Raw genomic sequence first — 22,324 nt, forward strand, 5'->3', positions numbered from 1 at the left:
CATATCTTAATAAATCAACATGGCATCGCCAAAGCTGAAGAAACGATATTGTTCTTTAATTGCTTCCTCATATGCATGCATGATTTGTTCTCTACCCGCAAGCGCACTGACCAACATGACCAATGTGGATTTGGGGAGATGAAAATTCGTAAGCATCCCGTCGATTACTTTGAACGTATATCCCGGATAGATAAAGATTTTGGTCCAGCCGCTGCTCTCTTGCAACTGCCCGTCTTCAAAATTGCTTCCTACCGTTTCAAGTGTACGACAACTTGTCGTTCCTACAGCAAATATACGGTTGCCACGTTTTTTCGTTTCATTAATTAGATCCGCTGTCTCTTGAGACAAAGAGTAGTATTCCTCATGCATGACATGCTCTTCAACTTTGTCAACTGACATAGGCCGAAATGTTCCGAGTCCAACGTGAAGCGTGATGAAAGTTACATTAACGCCTTTATCCCGAATCCGATTCAGCAATTCATCTGTAAAATGTAATCCTGCTGTCGGCGCAGCGGCTGATCCTTCATGTTTCGCATATACCGTTTGATACCTTTCGCGGTCGTCCAGCGTCTCTCTGATATAAGGAGGCAGCGGCATTTCACCCAAGCGATCCAGAATCTCTTGAAAGATTCCATCATAGGAGAACGTAAGCAAACGCGCACCCATTTCGCCTTCCTCATCAATGACTGCCCTGAGCTCGTCACTAAAAACGATGACCGAACCGGCTTTCAGCTTCTTGCCTGGTTTAACCAAAGCTTCCCAACGATCGCCCTCCACGTTTTTGAGCAGAAGTACTTCAGCCTTTGCCCCCGTGTCCTCTTTGGTTCCGAACAAACGCGCTGGAAGAACACGTGTATCATTCAACACCAGTGTATCTCCAGGCTGAAGGAAGTCGATAATATCAGGAAACGTGTGATGGTTAACCTCACCGCTTTCCTTATTTAAGGTAAGCAACCGGGACGCCGTGCGGTCAAGCAGTGGCGTCTGTGCAATTAATTGCTCCGGCAATTCAAAATCATATAAGTTCACATTCATATTCAATTCATTCCTTAACAATAGTCGCATTTTGATAATAGTGTTTCAATATTGCCTGGTAATCATACCCTTCATCAGCCATGCCTTTGGCACCCCATTGGGACAAACCTAATCCGTGCCCATTACCCTGACCGATGATCATGAAGCTTTGGCCCTGAGTTACAGCTCGAGCTTGACCATCACCACTCATAACCACAAGAGCATTACCGGATGAAGTTCCTGTGCCCGAGGCAGATAGTACAGCAGCACCCTGTGAGCCGGTTTTGCTTGCTGTTTTGCCGTCAGCGCCTAATACAGTATAACTTCCGGTCCCTGCAATATCAAATAAAGTACTCGGTAATCCACCTAAAGCAGAGCGGTATGTATCTGCATATTTTACCGTCATGGGCTGGCCGTTGGCTGTAACTTCAAGTGCCCTTCCTGATGGCCCACGCTTGGTCACTTCGAGCGTTGAGATCGAAGATGGAACAGTAGAAGTCGTTTTACCCTGCAGGGTTTTAACCAACTGGGCTGACGTGAATGGCCCTCTTACCCAAGCATAATCGTTGGACTGCGGCACTTTGGCCAGAACAACAGCCTCGTTGCCTGGATTCATTTTCGCTACCGGATCAACATTGGATTGAATTAACGGAACGGGACGCACATTGGTATTTTGAGCAGTAACCGTCACTTTGGCTAAACCCGCATCCGTTTTGGTCGTTAAATCTTTTACATTATCCTCGCGGATATATCCGCTGACTCCTGTACTTAACAGCACATGATACCATGTCTGTAATCCAGCTTGAGCCGATGTATCTCCAGGACTATCTACATTAATGAACACATCCGCGCCCCCATTCCATACCTCGGATGGGTGAGCAGTCTGTCCCCCTGCATTGGAAGAGAACACAGCTTCTACGATTTTACCACCGCTCTTGATGACTTCTCCAGAAGTAGCATCAACCGCGCTGGAGACTTTATCATTCTCTGAACCCATTCCGTTGTACGCCTGACTGAGCGTGGTATCCACAACGTTGGCAATTTTAAAACGATCTCCCTGTTGAAGCGCATAAGAGCGTGCAGCGACAGCCTGTACTTTCAGCGCTTCGGCTGGCCAGGATGAATACACTTCTGCACCAACAACAGAGTATAAATATTGCTCCAGTGGAACTACATTAACCAAAGCCAAATCGCCGCTTACAATGCTAATTTCCATGTCACCGCGATATGTCCGTCCGGAACGTTCCACCACTTTGATTCCACTACCGTCTCCTTGCACAAACGCCTTGGCCTCACTGCCGGCAATAGTGTAATGCGGAGCTATTTTAAGTGTATCCGTGCTTAACCCGGCATCCTGGCGGATGATAAGCGCAGCACTATTACTGTTTACCGGAGACAGGTTTACTCCTGGAACACTGGCTTCCACACTTTTTTTGAATGCAGACAGATCAGCATCTGATGAGGCTTCTCCCACCCATACAGCATACCCTTGACTCCCTCCATCCAGTTGAAGCACCGTATAAGAACTAACTCCTGCCGATGAAAGGGATGCTTGTGCCGCTTCTGCCTCTGGAAGTGAGCTGTAGACTCCTGCAGACAGACGCTTGCTGCCCGTCACCGCTGGTTTTTGTCCACCTAGTTGGGCTGCAGCCACTTTTTGTACACGTGCTACCGCTTGTCCAGCCAACGCCTCTGTTGCATAGTTTCCGGTGTAGAGTTGATAGGTCGCTTTACCATTCAGAGACGTTGTAAACAACAACGGTTTATCACTAGTGGCCTGCAACAATTTTGCGGCTGTTGCTGCCGTTTTGAAATCCCCTGTTTCCAACACTTTGACGCGGAATCCATCCGCACTGAAACGGATTTGTCCTGCTGGAAGAGTTATACTTGCTCCGCTTTCCGAACCAATATTCCATTTTCCACTCGACTCAAGCGTAATCAGTGGTGTTGTCGATTTATACGTACTTCCCAGGTTCGCAAACATGGCTACCCGGATCACCTGCCCATCACCTTCAGCGGCATAAACCGGCACTTGCAGGCATCCTACCGTCAACAGAGCTGCAGCCAACACCTTCAAACGCCGACTCCACTTCCTTGTTTGTATTGCTTTCACGATCAGTCTCCTCTCCATGTTTGTCCCAAGTTGTATATTAAGATGAATCTCATTGATATATAGTCACAATTATTTGGCGTCTCTCGGTGGAACTGGCAAACCCAGATGATGATAGGCCAGGTCCGTTACAATTCTGCCCCTCGGTGTGCGTTGAAGCATGCCAATCTGCAATAGATAAGGCTCGTAGACATCCTCAATGGTCTGACTCTCCTCACCAATCGTAGCGGCAATCGTATCCAGACCCACAGGGCCTCCCCGGAAACTGTTAATCATTGATTTGAGCATTTTATGATCGATCTCGTCCAGACCACGCGGATCAATCTGAAGACGTTGCAGCGCTTCTTCCGCCAGAGCCTGTGTGATGATACCATCACCCCGTACCTGGGCAAAGTCACGCACTCTTTTTAGCAGTCGATTGGCAATCCTCGGTGTCCCACGGGAGCGCAATGCGATCTCTTCGGCGGCATTACCAACAATCTCAACCCCTAGAATCTCTGAGGCCCGTGAGACGATGTAGGCCAGCTCATCCACCGTGTAGAACTCCAGTCGACTGATAACACCAAACCGGTCTCTGAGAGGCGCAGAAAGCAAGCCTGCACGGGTTGTAGCACCAATCAGCGTAAAGGATGGCAGATCAAGACGTACGGAGCGGGCACTTGGCCCTTTTCCGATCATGATATCCAACGCGAAGTCTTCCATGGCGGGATACATCACTTCTTCTACCGTCCGATGAAGGCGATGAATCTCATCAATAAACAGGACATCCCCTTCTTGCAGGTTTGTAAGTAATGCAGCTAGATCACCTGGGCGTTCAATCGCCGGTCCCGATGTTGTACGTAAGTTAACACCCAATTCATTGGCAATGATATTGGCAAGTGTTGTTTTACCCAGTCCAGGCGGGCCATATAACAACACATGATCGAGCGCCTCATTGCGCATCTTGGCGGCTTCAATGTATATTTTCAAATTCTCCTTGACCTGGTTCTGCCCGATATATTCATTCAAATACCGGGGACGAAGGCTAAGCTCCACAGCTTGATCCTCCATCATCAGGTTCGCGGAAATAATCCGGTCATCCATGTTCATCCCTACCTTTTTTATGCGGCTTACTGCTCTATTATAGAGGCAAAATTAATTATCCCGTAAACAGCATTTGCAGTGCCCGTTTCATCAACACATCAACAGAATCGGCCGAAGTAACCTCTTTCTTCAGTTTGAGCCATACTTTATCCAGTTCACTGTCGGTATAACCCAGCGCCTTAAGACCTTCACGTGCCTCATCCCAGGCAGAGCCGCTTCCTGCTTCTTCCGAAGGAGGAGCAAACAAACCTGTTGCATACGTGGCAGCACCGAAACCATCCAATTTGTCCTTAAGGTCCAGTATCATACGCTGCGCTGTTTTCTTACCAATCCCCGGCAGTTTGGTCAGGAACGTCAGATTCTCTTGATAAATTGCAGTCACGACATGGTCCGGCGTACCGCCAGCGAGTATACCCAGAGCAACTTTGGGTCCAATACCCGATACCTCGATCAGCTTGCGAAATAACTTCTGTTCCTCACGAGTCGCAAAACCAAACAGAAACATCGCATCTTCACGTACGTGGTGATGGGTATACACCATAATTTCGCCTTCTTGCTTCGCAAATGCAAAAGGATTCGGACAGAATACACGATAACCAACGCCATGTACATCAAGCACAATATATTCATTCTCCAGATGTACGAACTGTCCTCTTAGGAAATCAATCATTTTCGCAATACCTCATTCAACTTGGAATTTAATGTATATGAGTGTGCGTGACACACTGCTACAGCCAAAGCATCTGCTACGTCATCAGGCTTCGGAATCACCTGTAAACGTAAAAACATTTTGACCATCTCCTGCACTTGCCGCTTCTCTGCTTTTCCGTATCCAACAATCGCCTGCTTAATCTGCATCGGCGTATATTCGGCAATAGGCAGTCCCTTCTGGGCAGCAGCCAGTACCATAACACCTCTAGCCTGACTTACAGACATCGCTGTTGTGACGTTACGATTGAAAAAAAGTTTCTCCAGTGCTACCGCGTCCGGTTTATATTTATCAATCAGCTGTACCATGCCCTCATATACATGAAGCAGCCGTTCCTCTTCAGGGGTATGAGCTTCTGTCTGAATACAGCCATATTGTACAGGTGTTACCTTACTGCCGATTTTATCCACAAAACCAAAACCGACAATCGCAATCCCCGGGTCAATTCCCAAAAAACGCAAATCCATCTCTCCCTTACAAAAGCGAACATATGTATCGTTCATTTCATTATAACAAAAGATAGGCCCTACGGCAGGAAAAACTTTGTCCTTCCATATACTCGCCTCAATTCGTGAATAACCTACAATCTTTATCTCCTATATTCAGGTGTATCGGTCATGGAACGACAAAAAGGACATCTTTCGATGTCCTTCGTTTCCCCTCGTATGTTGTATGACCTACGAATATCCTTCCACCAGAAACTTCTCCTCTACTGGATGTAAACAGATCCACTCAATGCAGATCAGCCTGTTCTTTTATCCGCCATTACGGATTTCTTTATTGGCCTCATCCACCGCATAATCGCTGAACGTAGAGATTACACTGTCGTACTCATCCTTGTCCTGAATACGAATACCTTGCTGCAATTGCTCCAACACACCTTCAGGCAATGATGTCTCTAACGTGCCTACGTCCATTTGAAAAAAAGTACGGATGACTTTCTCTTCTGTGGGCCGTCCTTCATAAAGATTGAGATTACCCACAGCATCTATGCTAATATACGCCTGCTCCTTACATAATGGAGAAAGATCATCCACATGTTGCTTAATGCGTAACACTTCTGCCGATTCAACCTGAGCATCCCAATCCGGATGTTGAACGAGCAGCATCTTCAATTGAGGAATCGACATTTTACCTAATTGTTCCGTTTCTACCCCACAGATATATTGCGTCTCCAATACAACACTCGTTAAAAGGTCCGGATCAGACCCGAGTTGTTCCATCAAAGTCTGAATTTCTTGCTCTGACCTTTGTTCACTCGCAGCAGGTCCCATTACAGATACAGCCTCACTGAAATTGGTCGTTAATAAACGCTCAATCGCAGAAGAAATCGGCAAACCACTGTAAGCCAGTATAGCTACGGCAACCAAAGCTGCAGTCATCCACACTGTTCTTTTCCATCGACGCCAGCGTCTCTTAAATTGTTTTTTGAAGTTAAACGTGTTCACATGAACCCCTTCTATCACTTTTTAAACCTATTGTGACCGAAAGAACTGGGGTTTATGCAAAATTAACCTAAGGCACCAGCAATGTGATGCACCTGAGCACTAAAAGGATGAAAAATATAATTATTCCTTTCCTTATTAAAGGTTGTCATAAATTAAGAGGTTATGATTGCTTTGAACACAACCACCTTTTAAACATAAATAAAAAGACGGACTATCTATAAATAGATAGTCCGTCTTTTTTGAGATCGGGATGACACGATTTGAACATGCGACCCCCTGGTCCCAAACCAGGTGCTCTACCAAGCTGAGCTACATCCCGTTATATATACCGGCGAGAGGACTCGAACCTCCACGGTTTCCCACTCGATTTTGAGTCGAGCGCGTCTGCCATTCCGCCACGCCGGCGTATAAAATTATAATGGCGCGCCCTGAGAGATTCGAACTCCCGGCCTTTTGATTCGTAGTCAAACGCTCTATCCAGCTGAGCTAAGGGCGCAAATATTGGAGCGGAAGACGGGAATCGAACCCGCGACCCTCGCCTTGGCAAGGCGATGCTCTACCGCTGAGCCACTTCCGCATACGGTATTAATAAATATAAAAATGGCGGAACCGACGGGATTCGAACCCGCGATCTCCTGCGTGACAGGCAGGCATGTTAGGCCAACTACACCACGGTTCCAGATCACTTTCTTGAAAGAAAGTATAATTGCGGGGGCAGGATTTGAACCTGCGGCCTTCGGGTTATGAGCCCGACGAGCTACCGGGCTGCTCCACCCCGCGTCGTTATTCAGAAATCTATATGGTGGAGGCTGAGGGGATCGAACCCCCGACCCTCTGCTTGTAAGGCAGATGCTCTCCCAGCTGAGCTAAGCCTCCATGTAAATATGACCCGTAGGGGATTCGAACCCCTGTTACCTCCGTGAAAGGGAGGTGTCTTAACCCCTTGACCAACGGGCCTTAATGGCTCCCCGAACAGGGCTCGAACCTGTGACAACTCGATTAACAGTCGAGTGCTCTACCAACTGAGCTATCAGGGAATACTAAGCATCTGCAGTGCAAATGCAATTCATCGTACGACGTCAACATACAAAATCTGTTTTCTATGTAAGATGAAAGAGTTCGCTTGGCGGCGTCCTACTCTCCCAGGACCCTGCGGTCCAAGTACCATCGGCGCTAGAGGGCTTAACGGTCGTGTTCGGGATGGGTACGTGTGGAACCCCTCCGCCATCGCCACCAAACGCGATTTGTCAAAGCATAGCTTCTTGAAATCATTGTAGAACTGAAAATCATACACACATTCTGTGATGTACCTATTTTCATTTCAGAGATTATTCTCTGAAAACTAGATCCGAAACGAAATGTGCGATTTATAACTTGCATATTGGATAAGCCCTCGACCGATTAGTACTGGTCAGCTCCATGCATTGCTGCACTTCCACCCCCAGCCTATCTACCTCGTCGTCTTCAAGGGGTCTTACATACTGGGAAATCTCATCTTGAGGGGGGCTTCACGCTTAGATGCTTTCAGCGCTTATCCCTTCCGTACATAGCTACCCAGCGGTGCTCCTGGCGGAACAACTGGTACACCAGCGGTACGTCCATCCCGGTCCTCTCGTACTAAGGACAGCTCCTCTCAAATTTCCTACGCCCACGACAGATAGGGACCGAACTGTCTCACGACGTTCTGAACCCAGCTCGCGTACCGCTTTAATGGGCGAACAGCCCAACCCTTGGGACCTACTTCAGCCCCAGGATGCGATGAGCCGACATCGAGGTGCCAAACCTCCCCGTCGATGTGGACTCTTGGGGGAGATAAGCCTGTTATCCCCAGGGTAGCTTTTATCCGTTGAGCGATGGCCCTTCCATGCGGTACCACCGGATCACTAAGCCCGACTTTCGTCCCTGCTCGACTTGTAGGTCTCGCAGTCAAGCTCCCTTATGCCTTTGCACTCTTCGAATGATTTCCAACCATTCTGAGGGAACCTTTGGGCGCCTCCGTTACTCTTTAGGAGGCGACCGCCCCAGTCAAACTGCCCACCTGACACTGTCCCCGCACCGGATTACGGTACCAGGTTAGAACCTAGATACGATCAGGGTGGTATCCCAACGGTGCCTCCACACAAGCTGGCGCTCATGCTTCAAAGGCTCCCACCTATCCTGTACAGATCGTACCCAAATTCAATATCAAGCTGCAGTAAAGCTCCATGGGGTCTTTCCGTCTTGTCGCGGGTAACCTGCATCTTCACAGGTATTAAAATTTCACCGGATCTCTCGTTGAGACAGCGCCCAAGTCGTTACGCCATTCGTGCGGGTCAGAATTTACCTGACAAGGAATTTCGCTACCTTAGGACCGTTATAGTTACGGCCGCCGTTTACTGGGGCTTCGGTTCACAGCTTCGGATTGCTCCTAACCGCTCCCCTTAACCTTCCAGCACCGGGCAGGCGTCAGCCCGTATACTTCGCCTTACGGCTTCGCACAGACCTGTGTTTTTGCTAAACAGTCGCTTGGGCCTTTTCACTGCGGCCCCCTCGTGCTATTCACACTACCGGGGCACCCCTTCTCCCGAAGTTACGGGGTCATTTTGCCGAGTTCCTTAACGAGAGTTCTTCCGCGCGCCTTAGAATTCTCTTCTCGCCTACCTGTGTCGGTTTGCGGTACGGGCACCATCACCTGGCTAGAGGCTTTTCTTGGCAGTGTGAGATCATGACCTTCGCTACTATAATTTTCGCTCCCCATCACAGCCCAGCCTTACGATGTGCGGATTTGCCTACACATCAGCCTCACTGCTTAGACGGACATCCATCAGTCCGCGTCACTACCCTGCTGCGTCCCCCCATTGCTCATAACGGCTTACGGTGGTACAGGAATTTCGACCTGTTGTCCTTCGACTACGCCTTTCGGCCTCGCCTTAGGTCCCGACTTACCCTGAGCGGACGAGCCTTCCTCAGGAACCCTTAGGCTTTCGGCGGATCAGATTCTCACTGATCTTTTCGTTACTCATACCGGCATTCTCACTTGTATAATGTCCAGCGCTCCTTACGGTACACCTTCAACCCTTATACAACGCTCCCCTACCCCTGATGCAAAGCATCAAGCCATAGCTTCGGTGGTGTGTTTAGCCCCGTTACATTTTCGGCGCAGAGTCACTCGACCAGTGAGCTATTACGCACTCTTTCAATGGTGGCTGCTTCTAAGCCAACATCCTGGTTGTCTGTGCAACTCCACATCCTTTCCCACTTAACACACACTTGGGGACCTTAGCTGATGGTCTGGGCTGTTTCCCTTTTGACAATGGATCTTAGCACTCACTGTCTGACTCCCGGAAGTAAGTCTATGGCATTCGGAGTTTGACTGAGCTTGGTAACCCTTGCGGGCCCCGCACCCAATCAGTGCTCTACCTCCACGACTCTATTTTCCGAGGCTAGCCCTAAAGCTATTTCGGGGAGAACCAGCTATCTCCGAGTTCGATTGGAATTTCTCCGCTACCCCCACCTCATCCCCGCATTTTTCAACATGCGTGGGTTCGGGCCTCCAGTGCGTGTTACCGCACCTTCACCCTGGACAGGGGTAGATCACCCGGTTTCGGGTCTACGTCCACGTACTATGTCGCCCTATTCAGACTCGCTTTCGCTGCGGCTCCGGCTCTTCACCTTAACCTTGCACGGGAACGTAACTCGCCGGTTCATTCTACAAAAGGCACGCCATCACCCCTAAAACGGGCTCTGACTTTTTGTAAGCACACGGTTTCAGGTTCTATTTCACTCCCCTTCCGGGGTGCTTTTCACCTTTCCCTCACGGTACTGCTTCACTATCGGTCGCTAGGAAGTATTTAGCCTTGGCAGATGGTCCTGCCGGATTCATACGGGGTTTCACGTGCCCCGCACTACTCGGGATACATCTCGGAGGGAACAGACTTTCAATTACAGGGCTTTTACCTTCTTTGGCGGGCCTTTCCAGACCTCTTCGCTTAACCGGTTCCTTTGTAACTCCATGTGAGATGTCCCACAACCCCAAAGAGCAAGCTCTCTGGTTTGGGCTTCTCCGCGTTCGCTCGCCGCTACTGACGGAATCACTATTGTTTTCTCTTCCTCAAGGTACTTAGATGTTTCAGTTCCCTTGGTATGCCTCTGCATAACCTATGTATTCAGTTATGAGTAACTGGAAATTACCCCAGCTGGGTTTCCCCATTCGGACACCCCCGGATCAAAGCTTGCTTACAGCTCCCCGAGGCAGTTTCGTTGTTCGCCACGTCCTTCATCGGCTCCTAGCGCCTAGGCATCCTCCGTGTGCTCTTAGTAGCTTAACCATAGTTGCTCCGGTTTCGACTGCTCGCTTCCCTTGTTTTGCTTGCGCAAAGCCAAAAGTCGCTCTCATTCGATACCCTCGCAATGCAGTTTTCACTATTTATTAAAACTTGTTTTAACACAAGTTCAGCTTAAAAAGGAATGTTCTAAATCGCAAAATTTCGTTTCGATATCTAGTTTTCAAAGAACAAGCTCCATGAAAAAGCAAGCTGTTTGAGAGTTTGAGCTCTCAAAACTGAGCAACGAGTGAGTAAGTTTTGCAGATCTAGTCTGCGGTTTTGAATGTTTCCACTCGGGAAACGATTCTCCATAGAAAGGAGGTGATCCAGCCGCACCTTCCGATACGGCTACCTTGTTACGACTTCACCCCAATCATCTATCCCACCTTCGGCGGCTGGCTCCTTGCGGTTACCCCACCGACTTCGGGTGTTATAAACTCTCGTGGTGTGACGGGCGGTGTGTACAAGACCCGGGAACGTATTCACCGCGGCATGCTGATCCGCGATTACTAGCAATTCCGACTTCATGCAGGCGAGTTGCAGCCTGCAATCCGAACTGAGACCGGCTTTGTTGGGATTGGCTCCATCTCGCGATTTCGCAGCCCGTTGTACCGGCCATTGTAGTACGTGTGTAGCCCAGGTCATAAGGGGCATGATGATTTGACGTCATCCCCACCTTCCTCCGGTTTGTCACCGGCAGTCTATCTAGAGTGCCCACCCGAAGTGCTGGCAACTAAATATAAGGGTTGCGCTCGTTGCGGGACTTAACCCAACATCTCACGACACGAGCTGACGACAACCATGCACCACCTGTCTTGAATGTTCCGAAGAAAAGGTACATCTCTGTACCGGTCATTCAGATGTCAAGACCTGGTAAGGTTCTTCGCGTTGCTTCGAATTAAACCACATACTCCACTGCTTGTGCGGGTCCCCGTCAATTCCTTTGAGTTTCAGTCTTGCGACCGTACTCCCCAGGCGGAGTGCTTAATGTGTTAACTTCGGCACCAAGGGTATCGAAACCCCTAACACCTAGCACTCATCGTTTACGGCGTGGACTACCAGGGTATCTAATCCTGTTTGCTCCCCACGCTTTCGCGCCTCAGCGTCAGTTACAGCCCAGAGAGTCGCCTTCGCCACTGGTGTTCCTCCACATATCTACGCATTTCACCGCTACACGTGGAATTCCACTCTCCTCTTCTGCACTCAAGTCACCCAGTTTCCAGTGCGATCCGGGGTTGAGCCCCGGGATTAAACACCAGACTTAAATGACCGCCTGCGCGCGCTTTACGCCCAATAATTCCGGACAACGCTTGCCCCCTACGTATTACCGCGGCTGCTGGCACGTAGTTAGCCGGGGCTTTCTTCTCAGGTACCGTCACCTTGAGAGCAGTTACTCTCCCAAGCGTTCTTCCCTGGCAACAGAGCTTTACGATCCGAAAACCTTCATCACTCACGCGGCATTGCTCCGTCAGGCTTTCGCCCATTGCGGAAGATTCCCTACTGCTGCCTCCCGTAGGAGTCTGGGCCGTGTCTCAGTCCCAGTGTGGCCGATCACCCTCTCAGGTCGGCTACGCATCGTCGCCTTGGTGAGCCGTTACCCCACCAACTAGCTAATGCGCCGCAGGCCCATCCCCAAGTGACAGATTGCTCCGTCTTTCCAGTTTCCTTCAGGAGAAGAAAACAACTATTTGGTATTAGCTACCGTTTCCGGTAGTTGTCCCAAACTTGAGTGCAGGTTGCCTACGTGTTACTCACCCGTCCGCCGCTAACCATCAGAGAAGCAAGCTTCTCTTCAAGTCCGCTCGACTTGCATGTATTAGGCATGCCGCCAGCGTTCGTCCTGAGCCAGGATCAAACTCTCCAATAAAGATGAATTTCAGAAGCATCGTTAGAAGCTATGAAAATCATCGGTGGTATTGAAAAGAGCGATAAGCTCATTTTGAAACTGACGAGATTAAAAATCTCATTTATTTTGCTTTGAAATCATACAGTCCGAAGACGTGTACCGATTTCTCAGCGTCGATCTTGCAAGCAAGATCGTTACTCACTCGTTGTTCAGTTTTCAAAGATCAAACTCGTTTGTGTTACTCTTTTCGTTGTCAGCGCTGTGTTTCAGCGGCGACTTAAATAATATATCATACTGACGAAACCAATGCAATAGTTTTTTCAAAAAAACATTTAATAGATTCTAAGTCCCCAATGCCCCCAATAAAACTATAGCGAATATAAGGCTCTATTCCCCTAACAATCCCGTCCACATTCATGGATTTTCTTGATAACTGCTAAAGAATTCTACAAACGTGACACTTCCATACTATAGTAGGATTACCATGCTCTCCATACAAACTCATAAGGCCGACTCTTCTCAGAGTCGGCCTTTTGAAGATTAACGGTTTTCCGTTTACTTTACAGTGTTATTGCTGTATCCAGGGATTTCTACGCTTTTTATTGTTAGAACTACGTTTAGTGGTTATCCCTGTGCGCTCTCTTGCTTGTTTCCCGGATACAGATACTTTAGATTTAGATTTAGCAGCAGGTTTGGCTGTTCTGCGTTTCGCAGTTCCTGTTTTGGCTGATTGTTTAGGCTTTGCTTCAAGATTAAACTCAGCCTCACTCTCTGTAGAGGACTGGCTTAAGTTAGCCTCGTCACGTCCACCCTTTTTGCCTCCCCCCTTACCTTGTGGAGGATACAGTTCACCAAATGCACCCAATGGAGACGGCGGCACCATGTTCTGAGTAGGGTATGGATTTTGATAGGCATACTCCAATGGCTGATTAGGCATCATGGATGTGGTCATTTCGGGTTGCATCCCATAAGGATTGTATGTGCCCCACGCTGGGTTCTGGTAGTTATGTGAGGGATGTGCGTATTGATGGTTAGGCATATGATGGTTGCCACATCCGCATGGCGGGTACGGAAGCATAGAGTAAGGAGAAATATGAGGCGGTTGGTGGTTCATATGCTCATTGGCCGCAAATGGAGGGTATGGGCTGTTCACTTGACCTGATGGAGCGATCGGATACGAGTTGTTCTGCATCTCAGCAGATACGTTTGGCATAATGTTGTTATGATTATACTCCGCGCCGCTCCAAGGCGTGTTGGATGTATTACCTATGGAGTAAGGACTCACTTCAGGTATACCTGGGAATGTAGCATTGTCGTTCGCCCCAGCCGTATACATGTTTTGTGGAGCAGTGTATACCTCTTGTGCAGGTACAGGAACTTGGGCATAGGGATGCTCGGCAGGAGCATGCAGCATTTTACTGCCGCAACCACATGGAGCTTTGGTCGCAGGAGCTACTTCTGTAGGCCATTTCGTGTTGTTAGGTATTACAGGTAAAGGCAGGACTTCAGGTGAGATATTAGGCATCGTATACGTCGGCGCTTCAGTTATCGGTTTTAATTGCACTTCAGATTTGGTATTTTCTTTCTTCTGAGCTTCCTTCTGCGGTTTCTCTTCAGGAATTTCAGGTAACTGAGGTAACACTTCCACTTCTGGCTTGATATTAGGTACGACCGGATTTGCAGGTACAGGAGCCGGAACCACATTGGAGACTTCCGGTACAGGAGCTGGTTCAGGTACTGGGACTACTGGTACGACTGGAGCCGTTTCTTCTTTAACTCCCGTGTATTCCTTCCCTTCAGGAGACAGCTTCTCATGAGCAACATTGGATGAGGCACCATTCTCTGAAGCCGCATTCCCCGGTGCATTCGCTGATGGAATGTACACAGTCTCCCCTACAAGAAGAGCATTAGGATTTTTCAATTGCGGGTTCGCATTGATCATATCTTTCAACGGAACTCCCCAAGCCTGTGACAACTTCCACAACGAATCTCCTTGCTGGACTTTATGACTGTGCAACACGCCTTCTGGCTTTGGTGTTACAGGCTCCGCAGGGATTTTGACCTTCATGCCGATCTCCAACTTGTCAGGATTTGCAATTTGGGGATTAGCTGCGATAATTTTGTCCAACGCTACATTATATTTTTGGGACAGCAGATATAATGTGTCGCCTTTTTTCACCATGTGTATTTTCACTTGGAACTAACCTCCTAGACGTGATACTTGGGCAGTGCATTCGCCCATACCGTTACTACATCCTATGCAGAAATTGGGCCAATGACATCAACTAAGCAAAAAAAATCCTTCCCGCCCCAAAAATCGCATACTTCAGGTATGCTGATTTTCTGAGACAAGAAGGATTTCCTGCTTCCCTATTCAGTTCGTTCCTTTTAATCTTCCCAAACTTTGTAACCGTCTTTGTCGACAATTTGACGGAACGCTTCCAGCAATCTCAAGGTTACAGGACCTGCAACACCCGTTCCAATCGTTCTGCCGTCCACCTCATATGCAGCAATAACTTCTGCGGCTGTTCCAGTGAAGAAGACTTCGTCGGCAATGTACACATCATGTAGCGTAAATGGCACTTCTTTTAATTCAAGATCCAGCTCACCGCACAGATCGATAATGGCCTGGCGTGTAATCCCCTCTAGTGCACCAAGATAACAAGGTGGCGTATAGACTACACCACTTTTGATGATGAAGATGTTATCACTTGAACCCTCAGTAACGTAACCTTGGGAATTCAGCATAATCGCTTCACCGGCACCTGAATAGTTAGACTGAATTTTAACAAGAATGTTGTTCAGATAGTTCAATGATTTAATTTTTGGATTAAGTGCATCAGGAATGTTGCGGCGCTGCGATACAGACACAGCTTTCAGCCCAGTAAGATACGCTTCCTCCGGATAGATCGCGAGTTGCTCAACAATGATAATAACGGACGCTTTAGGGCAGCGCAGCGGGTCAAGACCCAAGTTACCAGGTCCACGTGAAACGATCAGACGAATATAACCGTTACGCATATCATTGCGACGTACCGTTTCAGCCATCACTTCCAGCATCTCATCATAAGACAACGGAATGTTCAGACTGATGGATTTAGCTGAATCGTACAAACGATCCAAATGCGCTTTGCATCTGAAAATGTTACCGTTATAAATACGAATACCTTCGAAAATACCGTCTCCATACAAAAATCCGTGATCATATACCGAAACGGTTGCATTCTCCTTGGTCACATATCGACCATCCAAGTAAATCCATTGTTCTGACACCGATGACTGCACCTCCATAAAATTTCCATCCCCTGATTCCGAAACTACATTTATCTCGCTCATTGGACAACAAATGACAAGCTGTTCTTGCACACATTACCCAGTCTTATGACAACCTTCACCAATGTACGTCCTGATTCAGGTCGTTTTTAACGAAGGATATGTATAACACGGATAGCTGCCAAGAACACGTACCTGACAATTCAAAGCCTCAATCTCAGCCATGGCTGCGGTAAGCAATACCGAATCTGCACTTTCTTCAACATCAATGTAAAAATAATAACTCCCCAACCTCTTCTTCGTTGGACGAGATTCCAATCGGGTCAAGTTCAGCTTCCGCCAGGCAAAAGCCGAAAGCACCTGATGCAATGCACCCGGTGCATCTTCAGGCAATGTAACCAGCAAACTGGTTTTCACATGATCAGGCTCTCGTGGTATCTGAACAGGCTCATGGCCTATCAACACAAAACGAGTATAGTTGTTGTCATGATCGGTAACCCGTTCAGCCATAATGTCCAAACCATGCTTCTGTGCAGCCAGCCTTGTACCAATCGCGACCCAGCCTTTGCCAGGATTTTTTTTAACAATCTCCACAGCTTCCGCTGTACTGTTAACACCCTCAAGATCTGCTCCAGGTGAATGCAGGCGAATAAAATTCTGGCACTGTGGAATCGCTACAGGATGGGACATGATCTTCGTAATTTTCCCGAAATCATATTCACCACTCTCTGTCCTGAACTCAGATCCATGCCCAATGACATTTTGGATGGATGGATAAACCCATTCTGCTTGCATCGGAATATCCACTTCGTTAACCAGCCAGTCCATATGCAAACTAACGGAGCCTTCAATCGTATTCTCAATAGGTATGACACTATACTGGGACTTTCCACTATCCGTAGCCCGGAAAACATCAGAAATCAGTTTGGAATGAAGCAATTCCAAAGGCTCCCCATTAAACAGAAAATCTACTGCTTCATGAGAAACTGAACCTTCAGGTAATACTGCAATTCGTTTCATGCGTTAACTTCCCCTTTAACTCTGTCCATAAAAGGACTTTCATCTTGATCAGGCAGCACGGTAACACCGTCCAGATCCGGATCCAACCACAATGCAGAAGCAGTGATACCTTCACGGCTCATTGTGTCTATCAAATATTGCTCCAGTTCGAGCTTACGAGTGTCATGACGATCTACCAACGTCAAAACGGTAGGTCCGGCTCCACTCAAAGCAGCCCCCAGGGCTCCATGATTGACCGCATGTTCAAGGATTTCAGCCATACCGGGTACCAAAGATGCCCTGTAGGGTTGATGAATCCGGTCAGACATCGCCTTTTGAATCATGTCCAATCTCCCACTTGCCAAAGCTGCAACGAGTAAGGATGATCTGCTTATGTTGTGAATAACATCAGACTTGTCAAACTGCTGTGGAATTACATTTCTTGCTTTCGAAGTGGACAACTCGAAGTCCGGTACGATGACCAACGTCTGCAAATCCTGATGCGGCTCAATGCGAATATGGTCTACCCGACTGCCATCCCATGCTGCTGTAATGATACCTCCATATAGTGAAGCTCCTACATTATCCGGATGTTTCTCCAGCGACGTAGCCATGTCCAGAAGCTTGGCATCAGATAACGGAGTACCAATTAAAGCATTAGCAGCAGCCAACGCACCCACGATGGCGGATGCACTGCTTCCCAGTCCCCGAGTAAGCGGAATATCGGAATACATGGAAATCTCCAACTCCGGCACGGAGATTCCAGCTTCGTTGAACACCATCTGTGCAACTTCATATATCAAATTGGATTTATCTGTTGGCAGACCCGTCAGATGATCTCCATGTAAATGAAATGTTGTCTGCTCAGCCGGTTTCATCTCAAGCCATGCATACAGAGACAATGCCATGCCCAGGGTATCAAACCCTGGACCCAGATTGGCTGTACTTGCAGGTACCTTAACGATTACCCTTTGCTGCAAACTCATACGGATTGTTGCTCCAATTGTGCAATTGCCGCCATAACCGCTTCTTCGGAATCTTCCACAACAAGCGGCTCAGTCGCTACCGTTTTGATTGCAATATTAGGATCTTTTAGACCATGTCCTGTCAGTACACAAACCACAGTTTCTCCGCCTTTAAAGTACCCTTCACTCTTCAGTTTGTATACACCAGCAACGGAAGCAGCGGATGCAGGTTCAGCAAAAATCCCTTCACGCGCGGCGATCGTACGATATGCTGTCAGAATTTCTTCGTCAGTTACATAATTAATCTGTCCGCCAGACTCTTCAGCTGCAGCTACAGCGGTTTTCCAACTTGCTGGATTACCAATTCGAATAGCTGTTGCTACGGTTTCAGGCTCAAGAATCGGTTCACCTTTGACAATCGCCATCGCGCCTTCCGCTTCAAAACCGACCATACGTGGCAGGGAATTCGATTTGCCTGCTTCTTTATACTCCTTGAATCCTTTCCAGTAAGCCGAGATGTTCCCTGCGTTACCCACCGGGATTGCAAGTACATCAGGTGCTTGACCAAGCTGTTCAATCACTTCAAATGCAGCCGTTTTCTGTCCTTCAATTCGGAACGGATTCACGGAGTTCACGAGCGTAATTGGATGTTTGGCTGTAATCTCACGCACAATTTCCAATGCACGGTCAAAGTTGCCATTAATCGCAATTACCTTGGCTCCATAGATCATAGCTTGAGCCAGTTTACCCAGCGCAATGTTGTTATTCGGGATCAATACAATACAATTCAGACCAGCACGAGCCGCATAGGCTGCTGCTGCCGCCGAAGTGTTACCTGTCGATGCACACATGATCGTGCGACTGCCTTCTTCCATCGCTTTAGCAACAGCCATAACCATTCCGCGGTCTTTAAATGAACCAGTCGGATTCAGACCTTCATATTTGAAATATAAATTCAATCCGAGTTCCTCGGACAGATTCTCCGCATGAACCAGGGGTGTGTTTCCTTCATGAAGCGTAAGCAGTGGCGTGTTTTCATTAACCGGAAGGTGCTCTCTATACGTTTGCAGTAATCCTTGATATCTCATTGTGGGTAAACTCCTTTGTCGTTAATAATAGGAATATGATTGCATACATCTATATGGTTAAACGTGTACCTTAAACTTGGATTTAGATCTGAAAATTCAAACCGGAATTTGGGGACAAATTATCCTTCTACCCGGTACACACTCTTAATTCGACGAATGACGGCAAGGGATTCAAAGTGTTTCAACACTTTATCCATGCTTGCCTTGCTAGCGTTATGCGTAACAATGATGATCTCAGCATCCGGGTTATGCTCGTTCGGCTGTTGCACGACTGAAGCTAGGCTGACTTCGTATTCAGCGAAGATTTGTGTAATCTGCGCCAGTACCCCTGCCTTGTCATCTACATGCAGCAAAATAAAGTTTTTCGACATAATGTGCTCGTCACTTTGCAGGCGCTTCTGTTTATAAGGCACAATGGCTTTAAGACCATTCACACCCAGCTTCAGGTTTTTGATCACAGCCACGATATCCGCTACTACAGAAGTTGCCGTCGGAAGCTCACCTGCACCCGCACCGTAGAACATCGTCTCACCTACAGCTTCGCCATGTACATACACAGCGTTGAACACCCCATTGACGGATGCAATCGGATGATTCTGTCTTACCATCGTTGGCTGAACACTAATGGTGATCTCATCATCCCGACGATCCGCGATACCTAGTAGCTTCATCTCATAGCCAAGTCTTTTGGCATACGTAATATCTTCACGGGTCACGGATGTAATCCCCTTAACGGTTACGTCTTTCAGTTCCACATTGGTACGGAAGCCCAAAGTGCCCAGAATCGCCATTTTGCGAGCTGCATCGAGTCCTTCGACATCCGAAGTTGGATCGGTTTCTGCGTATCCGAGTGCTTGAGCCTCGGCCAGAACCTCTTCATATGAGGCGCCTTCCTGGCTCATTTTGGTCAAAATAAAGTTCGTTGTTCCGTTCACAATCCCCATAATGCGGGTAATCCGGTCGGATGAGAAACCTTCAATCAGCGTTCTGATGATCGGAATGCCCCCAGCCACACTCGCTTCGTAGAATACATCACATTGCTTTTCCTGTGCCTTGGCCAAAATCTCGGAACCGTGCAGTGCCATTAAATCCTTGTTCGCGGTTACAATATGCTTACCCCGCTCCAGTGCTTCAAGAATGTACTCTTTGGTCTGATCAATGCCGCCCATAACTTCCACGATAACATCAATATCCGGGTGACGAATGACTTCCCAAGGATCTTCAGTGAGCTTCGCACGGTCTACAGCAATGACACGATCTTTTTCCGTATTCTTCACTGCAATCTTCTCTATAACAATCGGTGATCCAACCTGACTGCTCAGATCCTCCTGATTTCCTTCCACGATGCGAACGACCCCAGTCCCCACCGTACCCAGACCCAACAATCCCACTTTTACCGGTTTCACTAACGATCTACCCCCAATGTCTTTTCTCCTTCACCCCTGTACGATTTAACCATACATACAACTTATTCCTAAACGTTTTACGATAACGTCTAATTAACCTTGGCCTACAATGCGCGTGCGTCGAACCCCGGGCATATCCTGCATCCGATCGAGCATTTCTCCGATTTCCCCATGGAGGTGTGATGTCTCCACTGAAATGACAACATTGGCTCTCCCCTGGAGCGGAATACTTTGATTAATGGTTAGCACGTTGGCTCCATAACCAGCTACATGTCCGAGCACACGAGACAATATTCCTGACTGATGCTCCAAATCAATGGAGATCGTTACAATTCGCTCCCGTTCAAGCTGATTGATCAAATGGATGCCATCCTTGTATTTATAAAAAGCACTTCGGCTTAATCCAACCTGTTCAACCGCCTCATGAACTGTTTTGACATCCCCGGAAGCTAGCAGTTCTTTTACCTGCATGGTCTTCACCACAGCCTCTGGCAAAATGTCTTCCCGTACTAAGTAATAGCGTTCATTCACAGAACGTCCTCTCCTCAAAGACTCATGTATTCATATAGTGGACATTATATAGGATCTGTCTCAAAAGGGCAATACCTCACATGTCTATTTTTGAAAAACTATTCCTAACAGTATACAAGTTTATCCCACGTGCAGGTAAGGAAAAATAAAAAAACGCAGAGCAGCGGGTAAACTCCCACTTCTCTGCGTATATGTTTTAATCCTTTATATTCGTAAGGGTTGCACTTCTATCTTAATAATAGCTGCTGCCTTCCACAAATTCGAACTCAAACTCGCCAATGCGCACAATGGTGCCTTCTTCAGCTCCGCGTTTACGCAATTCCGCATCCACACCCATATAGCGCAATGTACGCGCCAGCTTGAGAATTGCTTCATGCGAATTCAGCTGCATCCGTTTCATCATACGTTCAATCTTGGCACTTTCGACTACGAAGATTTCATTCTCCCGTACAATACGGAAACCATCGTCCTCTTTTTTGTCCAAGCTGTACACTTTGCGTTCGGATAAGTCAGCAACTTCTTCAACCACTGGCTCGTCCGGAATTTGATCCAGCAGATCAGCCGCACGATACAGGAGCTCTTGAATCCCTTTCCGTGTCAGGGACGAAATAGGCATAACTTCAATATCCGGTTGAACTTCACGAGCCTTCTGCAAAAACTCTTCCAGATTAGCTTCGGAATCCGGCATGTCCATTTTATTGGCTGCTACAACTTGTGGTCTCTCAGCGAGGACAGGATTGTACAATTTGAGTTCCTCGTTGATTTTCTGCCAGTCTTCGAACGGATCACGTCCTTCTGAACCAGACATATCAACGACATGAACGATAATGCGTGTACGTTCTACGTGACGCAAGAACTCATGTCCAAGCCCAATACCTTCGTGAGCACCTTCAATCAGGCCCGGCAAGTCGGCCATAACAAAGCTACGGCCTTCACCTACACCAACAACACCCAGGTTAGGTGTAATGGTTGTAAAATGATATGCTCCAATCTTTGGCTTGGCTGCCGAAACAACAGACAACAGCGTGGATTTCCCGACACTTGGGAAACCAACCAAACCGACATCTGCCATGACCTTAAGCTCAAGTACGATGTAACGTTCTTGACCTTCTTCGCCATTTTCGGCCAGTTCTGGCGCTGGATTGTTAGGCGTGGCAAAACGAATGTTTCCCCGTCCGCCTCGTCCGCCACGAGCAACAACAACCTGTTGACCATGACGTGTCAAATCAGCCAGTACTTCTCCACTGTCTTCATCCAAAATCACGGTTCCAGGTGGAATACGTACAATCATGTTCTCAGCGTTCGCGCCATGCTGACTTTTATTACGTCCCTTCTCACCACGAGGGGCCTTGAAGTGACGCTGGTAACGGAAATCCATTAACGTACGCAGACCTTCATCCACACGGAAAATGATGTCAGCTCCTCTGCCTCCATCACCCCCGGCAGGTCCGCCGTTCGGTACATACTTCTCACGACGAAACGAAATAATTCCGTCCCCTCCGTCTCCGGCTTTCACATAAATCTTCGCTTTATCTACAAACATTGGTT

14 protein-coding genes, 9 tRNA genes and 3 rRNA genes are annotated in these 22,324 nt (G+C 47.9%); all 26 read right to left on the bottom strand.

The genetic code is table 11. The annotated features are described in order from the left end of the window. Positions 1-6: 6 nt before the first annotated feature. The 26 genes from queA to obgE all read right to left on the bottom strand — a co-directional run bounded on the left by queA (position 7) and on the right by obgE (position 22,319). A complete protein-coding gene (gene queA, locus PTQ21_RS30165; protein WP_064635838.1) occupies positions 7-1,035 on the bottom strand; it encodes a tRNA preQ1(34) S-adenosylmethionine ribosyltransferase-isomerase QueA in 1,029 nt (342 codons plus the stop codon). A gap of 7 nt (positions 1,036-1,042) precedes the next feature. Further along, complete coding sequence (locus PTQ21_RS30170) at positions 1,043-3,145, bottom strand: SpoIID/LytB domain-containing protein (protein ID WP_420800350.1); 2,103 nt, start codon at positions 3,143-3,145, stop codon at positions 1,043-1,045. Between the two features lie 51 nt (positions 3,146-3,196). Continuing rightward, positions 3,197-4,207, bottom strand: a complete 1,011-nt coding sequence (gene ruvB, locus PTQ21_RS30175; RefSeq protein WP_053779099.1) for a Holliday junction branch migration DNA helicase RuvB — start codon at positions 4,205-4,207, stop codon at positions 3,197-3,199. 55 nt (positions 4,208-4,262) lie between these two features. Continuing rightward, positions 4,263-4,877: a Holliday junction branch migration protein RuvA gene (gene ruvA, locus PTQ21_RS30180; protein WP_090953844.1), complete on the bottom strand. Its 615-nt coding sequence runs from the start codon at positions 4,875-4,877 to the stop codon at positions 4,263-4,265. After that, positions 4,874-5,377, bottom strand: a complete 504-nt coding sequence (gene ruvC, locus PTQ21_RS30185) for a crossover junction endodeoxyribonuclease RuvC (RefSeq protein WP_053779097.1) — start codon at positions 5,375-5,377, stop codon at positions 4,874-4,876. Before ruvC ends, ruvA begins: the two co-directional genes overlap by 4 nt. A 294-nt stretch (positions 5,378-5,671) precedes the next feature. Further along, positions 5,672-6,298 carry a BofC C-terminal domain-containing protein gene (locus tag PTQ21_RS30190; RefSeq protein ID WP_269054461.1) on the bottom strand — a complete coding sequence of 209 codons (627 nt, stop codon included), beginning with the start codon at positions 6,296-6,298 and terminating at the stop codon, positions 5,672-5,674. Positions 6,299-6,609: 311 nt separating this feature from the next. Then, positions 6,610-6,683: transfer RNA gene (locus PTQ21_RS30195), tRNA-Pro, on the bottom strand. A gap of 7 nt (positions 6,684-6,690) precedes the next feature. Further along, a tRNA-Leu gene (locus tag PTQ21_RS30200) sits at positions 6,691-6,769 on the bottom strand. Positions 6,770-6,783: 14 nt separating this feature from the next. After that, positions 6,784-6,860, bottom strand: a tRNA-Arg gene (locus tag PTQ21_RS30205). A 6-nt stretch (positions 6,861-6,866) separates the two neighbouring features. Beyond that, positions 6,867-6,941, bottom strand: a tRNA-Gly gene (locus PTQ21_RS30210). Positions 6,942-6,965: 24 nt separating this feature from the next. Next, positions 6,966-7,043, bottom strand: a tRNA-Asp gene (locus PTQ21_RS30215). Positions 7,044-7,070: 27 nt separating this feature from the next. Next, positions 7,071-7,144, bottom strand: a tRNA-Met gene (locus PTQ21_RS30220). A 20-nt stretch (positions 7,145-7,164) separates the two neighbouring features. After that, a tRNA-Val gene (locus PTQ21_RS30225) sits at positions 7,165-7,240 on the bottom strand. Between the two features lie 9 nt (positions 7,241-7,249). Next, positions 7,250-7,321, bottom strand: a tRNA-Glu gene (locus PTQ21_RS30230). A 4-nt stretch (positions 7,322-7,325) separates the two neighbouring features. Beyond that, positions 7,326-7,401, bottom strand: a tRNA-Asn gene (locus PTQ21_RS30235). An 84-nt stretch (positions 7,402-7,485) separates the two neighbouring features. Next, positions 7,486-7,602, bottom strand: a 5S ribosomal RNA gene (gene rrf, locus PTQ21_RS30240). Positions 7,603-7,745: 143 nt separating this feature from the next. Continuing rightward, positions 7,746-10,671: ribosomal RNA gene (locus tag PTQ21_RS30245) — 23S ribosomal RNA — on the bottom strand. A 311-nt stretch (positions 10,672-10,982) separates the two neighbouring features. Then, positions 10,983-12,535: ribosomal RNA gene (locus PTQ21_RS30250) — 16S ribosomal RNA — on the bottom strand. The 16S, 23S and 5S rRNA genes sit together here with 9 tRNA genes alongside, the layout of an rRNA operon. Positions 12,536-13,082: 547 nt before the next feature. Continuing rightward, on the bottom strand, positions 13,083-14,708 hold the full coding sequence (locus tag PTQ21_RS30255; RefSeq protein WP_274568270.1) for a LysM peptidoglycan-binding domain-containing protein: 1,626 nt from the start codon (positions 14,706-14,708) through the stop codon (positions 13,083-13,085). A 194-nt stretch (positions 14,709-14,902) separates the two neighbouring features. Beyond that, a complete protein-coding gene (ilvE, locus tag PTQ21_RS30260; protein ID WP_274568272.1) occupies positions 14,903-15,787 on the bottom strand; it encodes a branched-chain-amino-acid transaminase in 885 nt (294 codons plus the stop codon). Positions 15,788-15,925: 138 nt separating this feature from the next. Further along, on the bottom strand, positions 15,926-16,807 hold the full coding sequence (pheA, locus tag PTQ21_RS30265; RefSeq protein ID WP_063568130.1) for a prephenate dehydratase: 882 nt from the start codon (positions 16,805-16,807) through the stop codon (positions 15,926-15,928). Then, complete coding sequence (gene thrB, locus PTQ21_RS30270) at positions 16,804-17,772, bottom strand: homoserine kinase (RefSeq protein WP_274568280.1); 969 nt, start codon at positions 17,770-17,772, stop codon at positions 16,804-16,806. Before thrB ends, pheA begins: the two co-directional genes overlap by 4 nt. Beyond that, positions 17,769-18,839, bottom strand: a complete 1,071-nt coding sequence (gene thrC / locus PTQ21_RS30275) for a threonine synthase (protein WP_064635832.1) — start codon at positions 18,837-18,839, stop codon at positions 17,769-17,771. Before thrC ends, thrB begins: the two co-directional genes overlap by 4 nt. Before the next feature lie 119 nt (positions 18,840-18,958). Next, entirely contained in the window at positions 18,959-20,245 is a 1,287-nt protein-coding gene (locus PTQ21_RS30280) for a homoserine dehydrogenase (protein WP_064635831.1), read from the bottom strand. 93 nt (positions 20,246-20,338) lie between these two features. Further along, positions 20,339-20,776, bottom strand: coding sequence for an ACT domain-containing protein (locus PTQ21_RS30285; protein WP_024633956.1), 438 nt, complete (start codon positions 20,774-20,776; stop codon positions 20,339-20,341). 232 nt (positions 20,777-21,008) lie between these two features. Further along, on the bottom strand, positions 21,009-22,319 hold the full coding sequence (gene obgE, locus PTQ21_RS30290; protein WP_064635830.1) for a GTPase ObgE: 1,311 nt from the start codon (positions 22,317-22,319) through the stop codon (positions 21,009-21,011). Between the last annotated feature and the right edge of the window lie 5 nt (positions 22,320-22,324).

Source organism: Paenibacillus marchantiae, assembly GCF_028771845.1.
Lineage (GTDB): Bacteria > Bacillota > Bacilli > Paenibacillales > Paenibacillaceae > Paenibacillus > Paenibacillus marchantiae.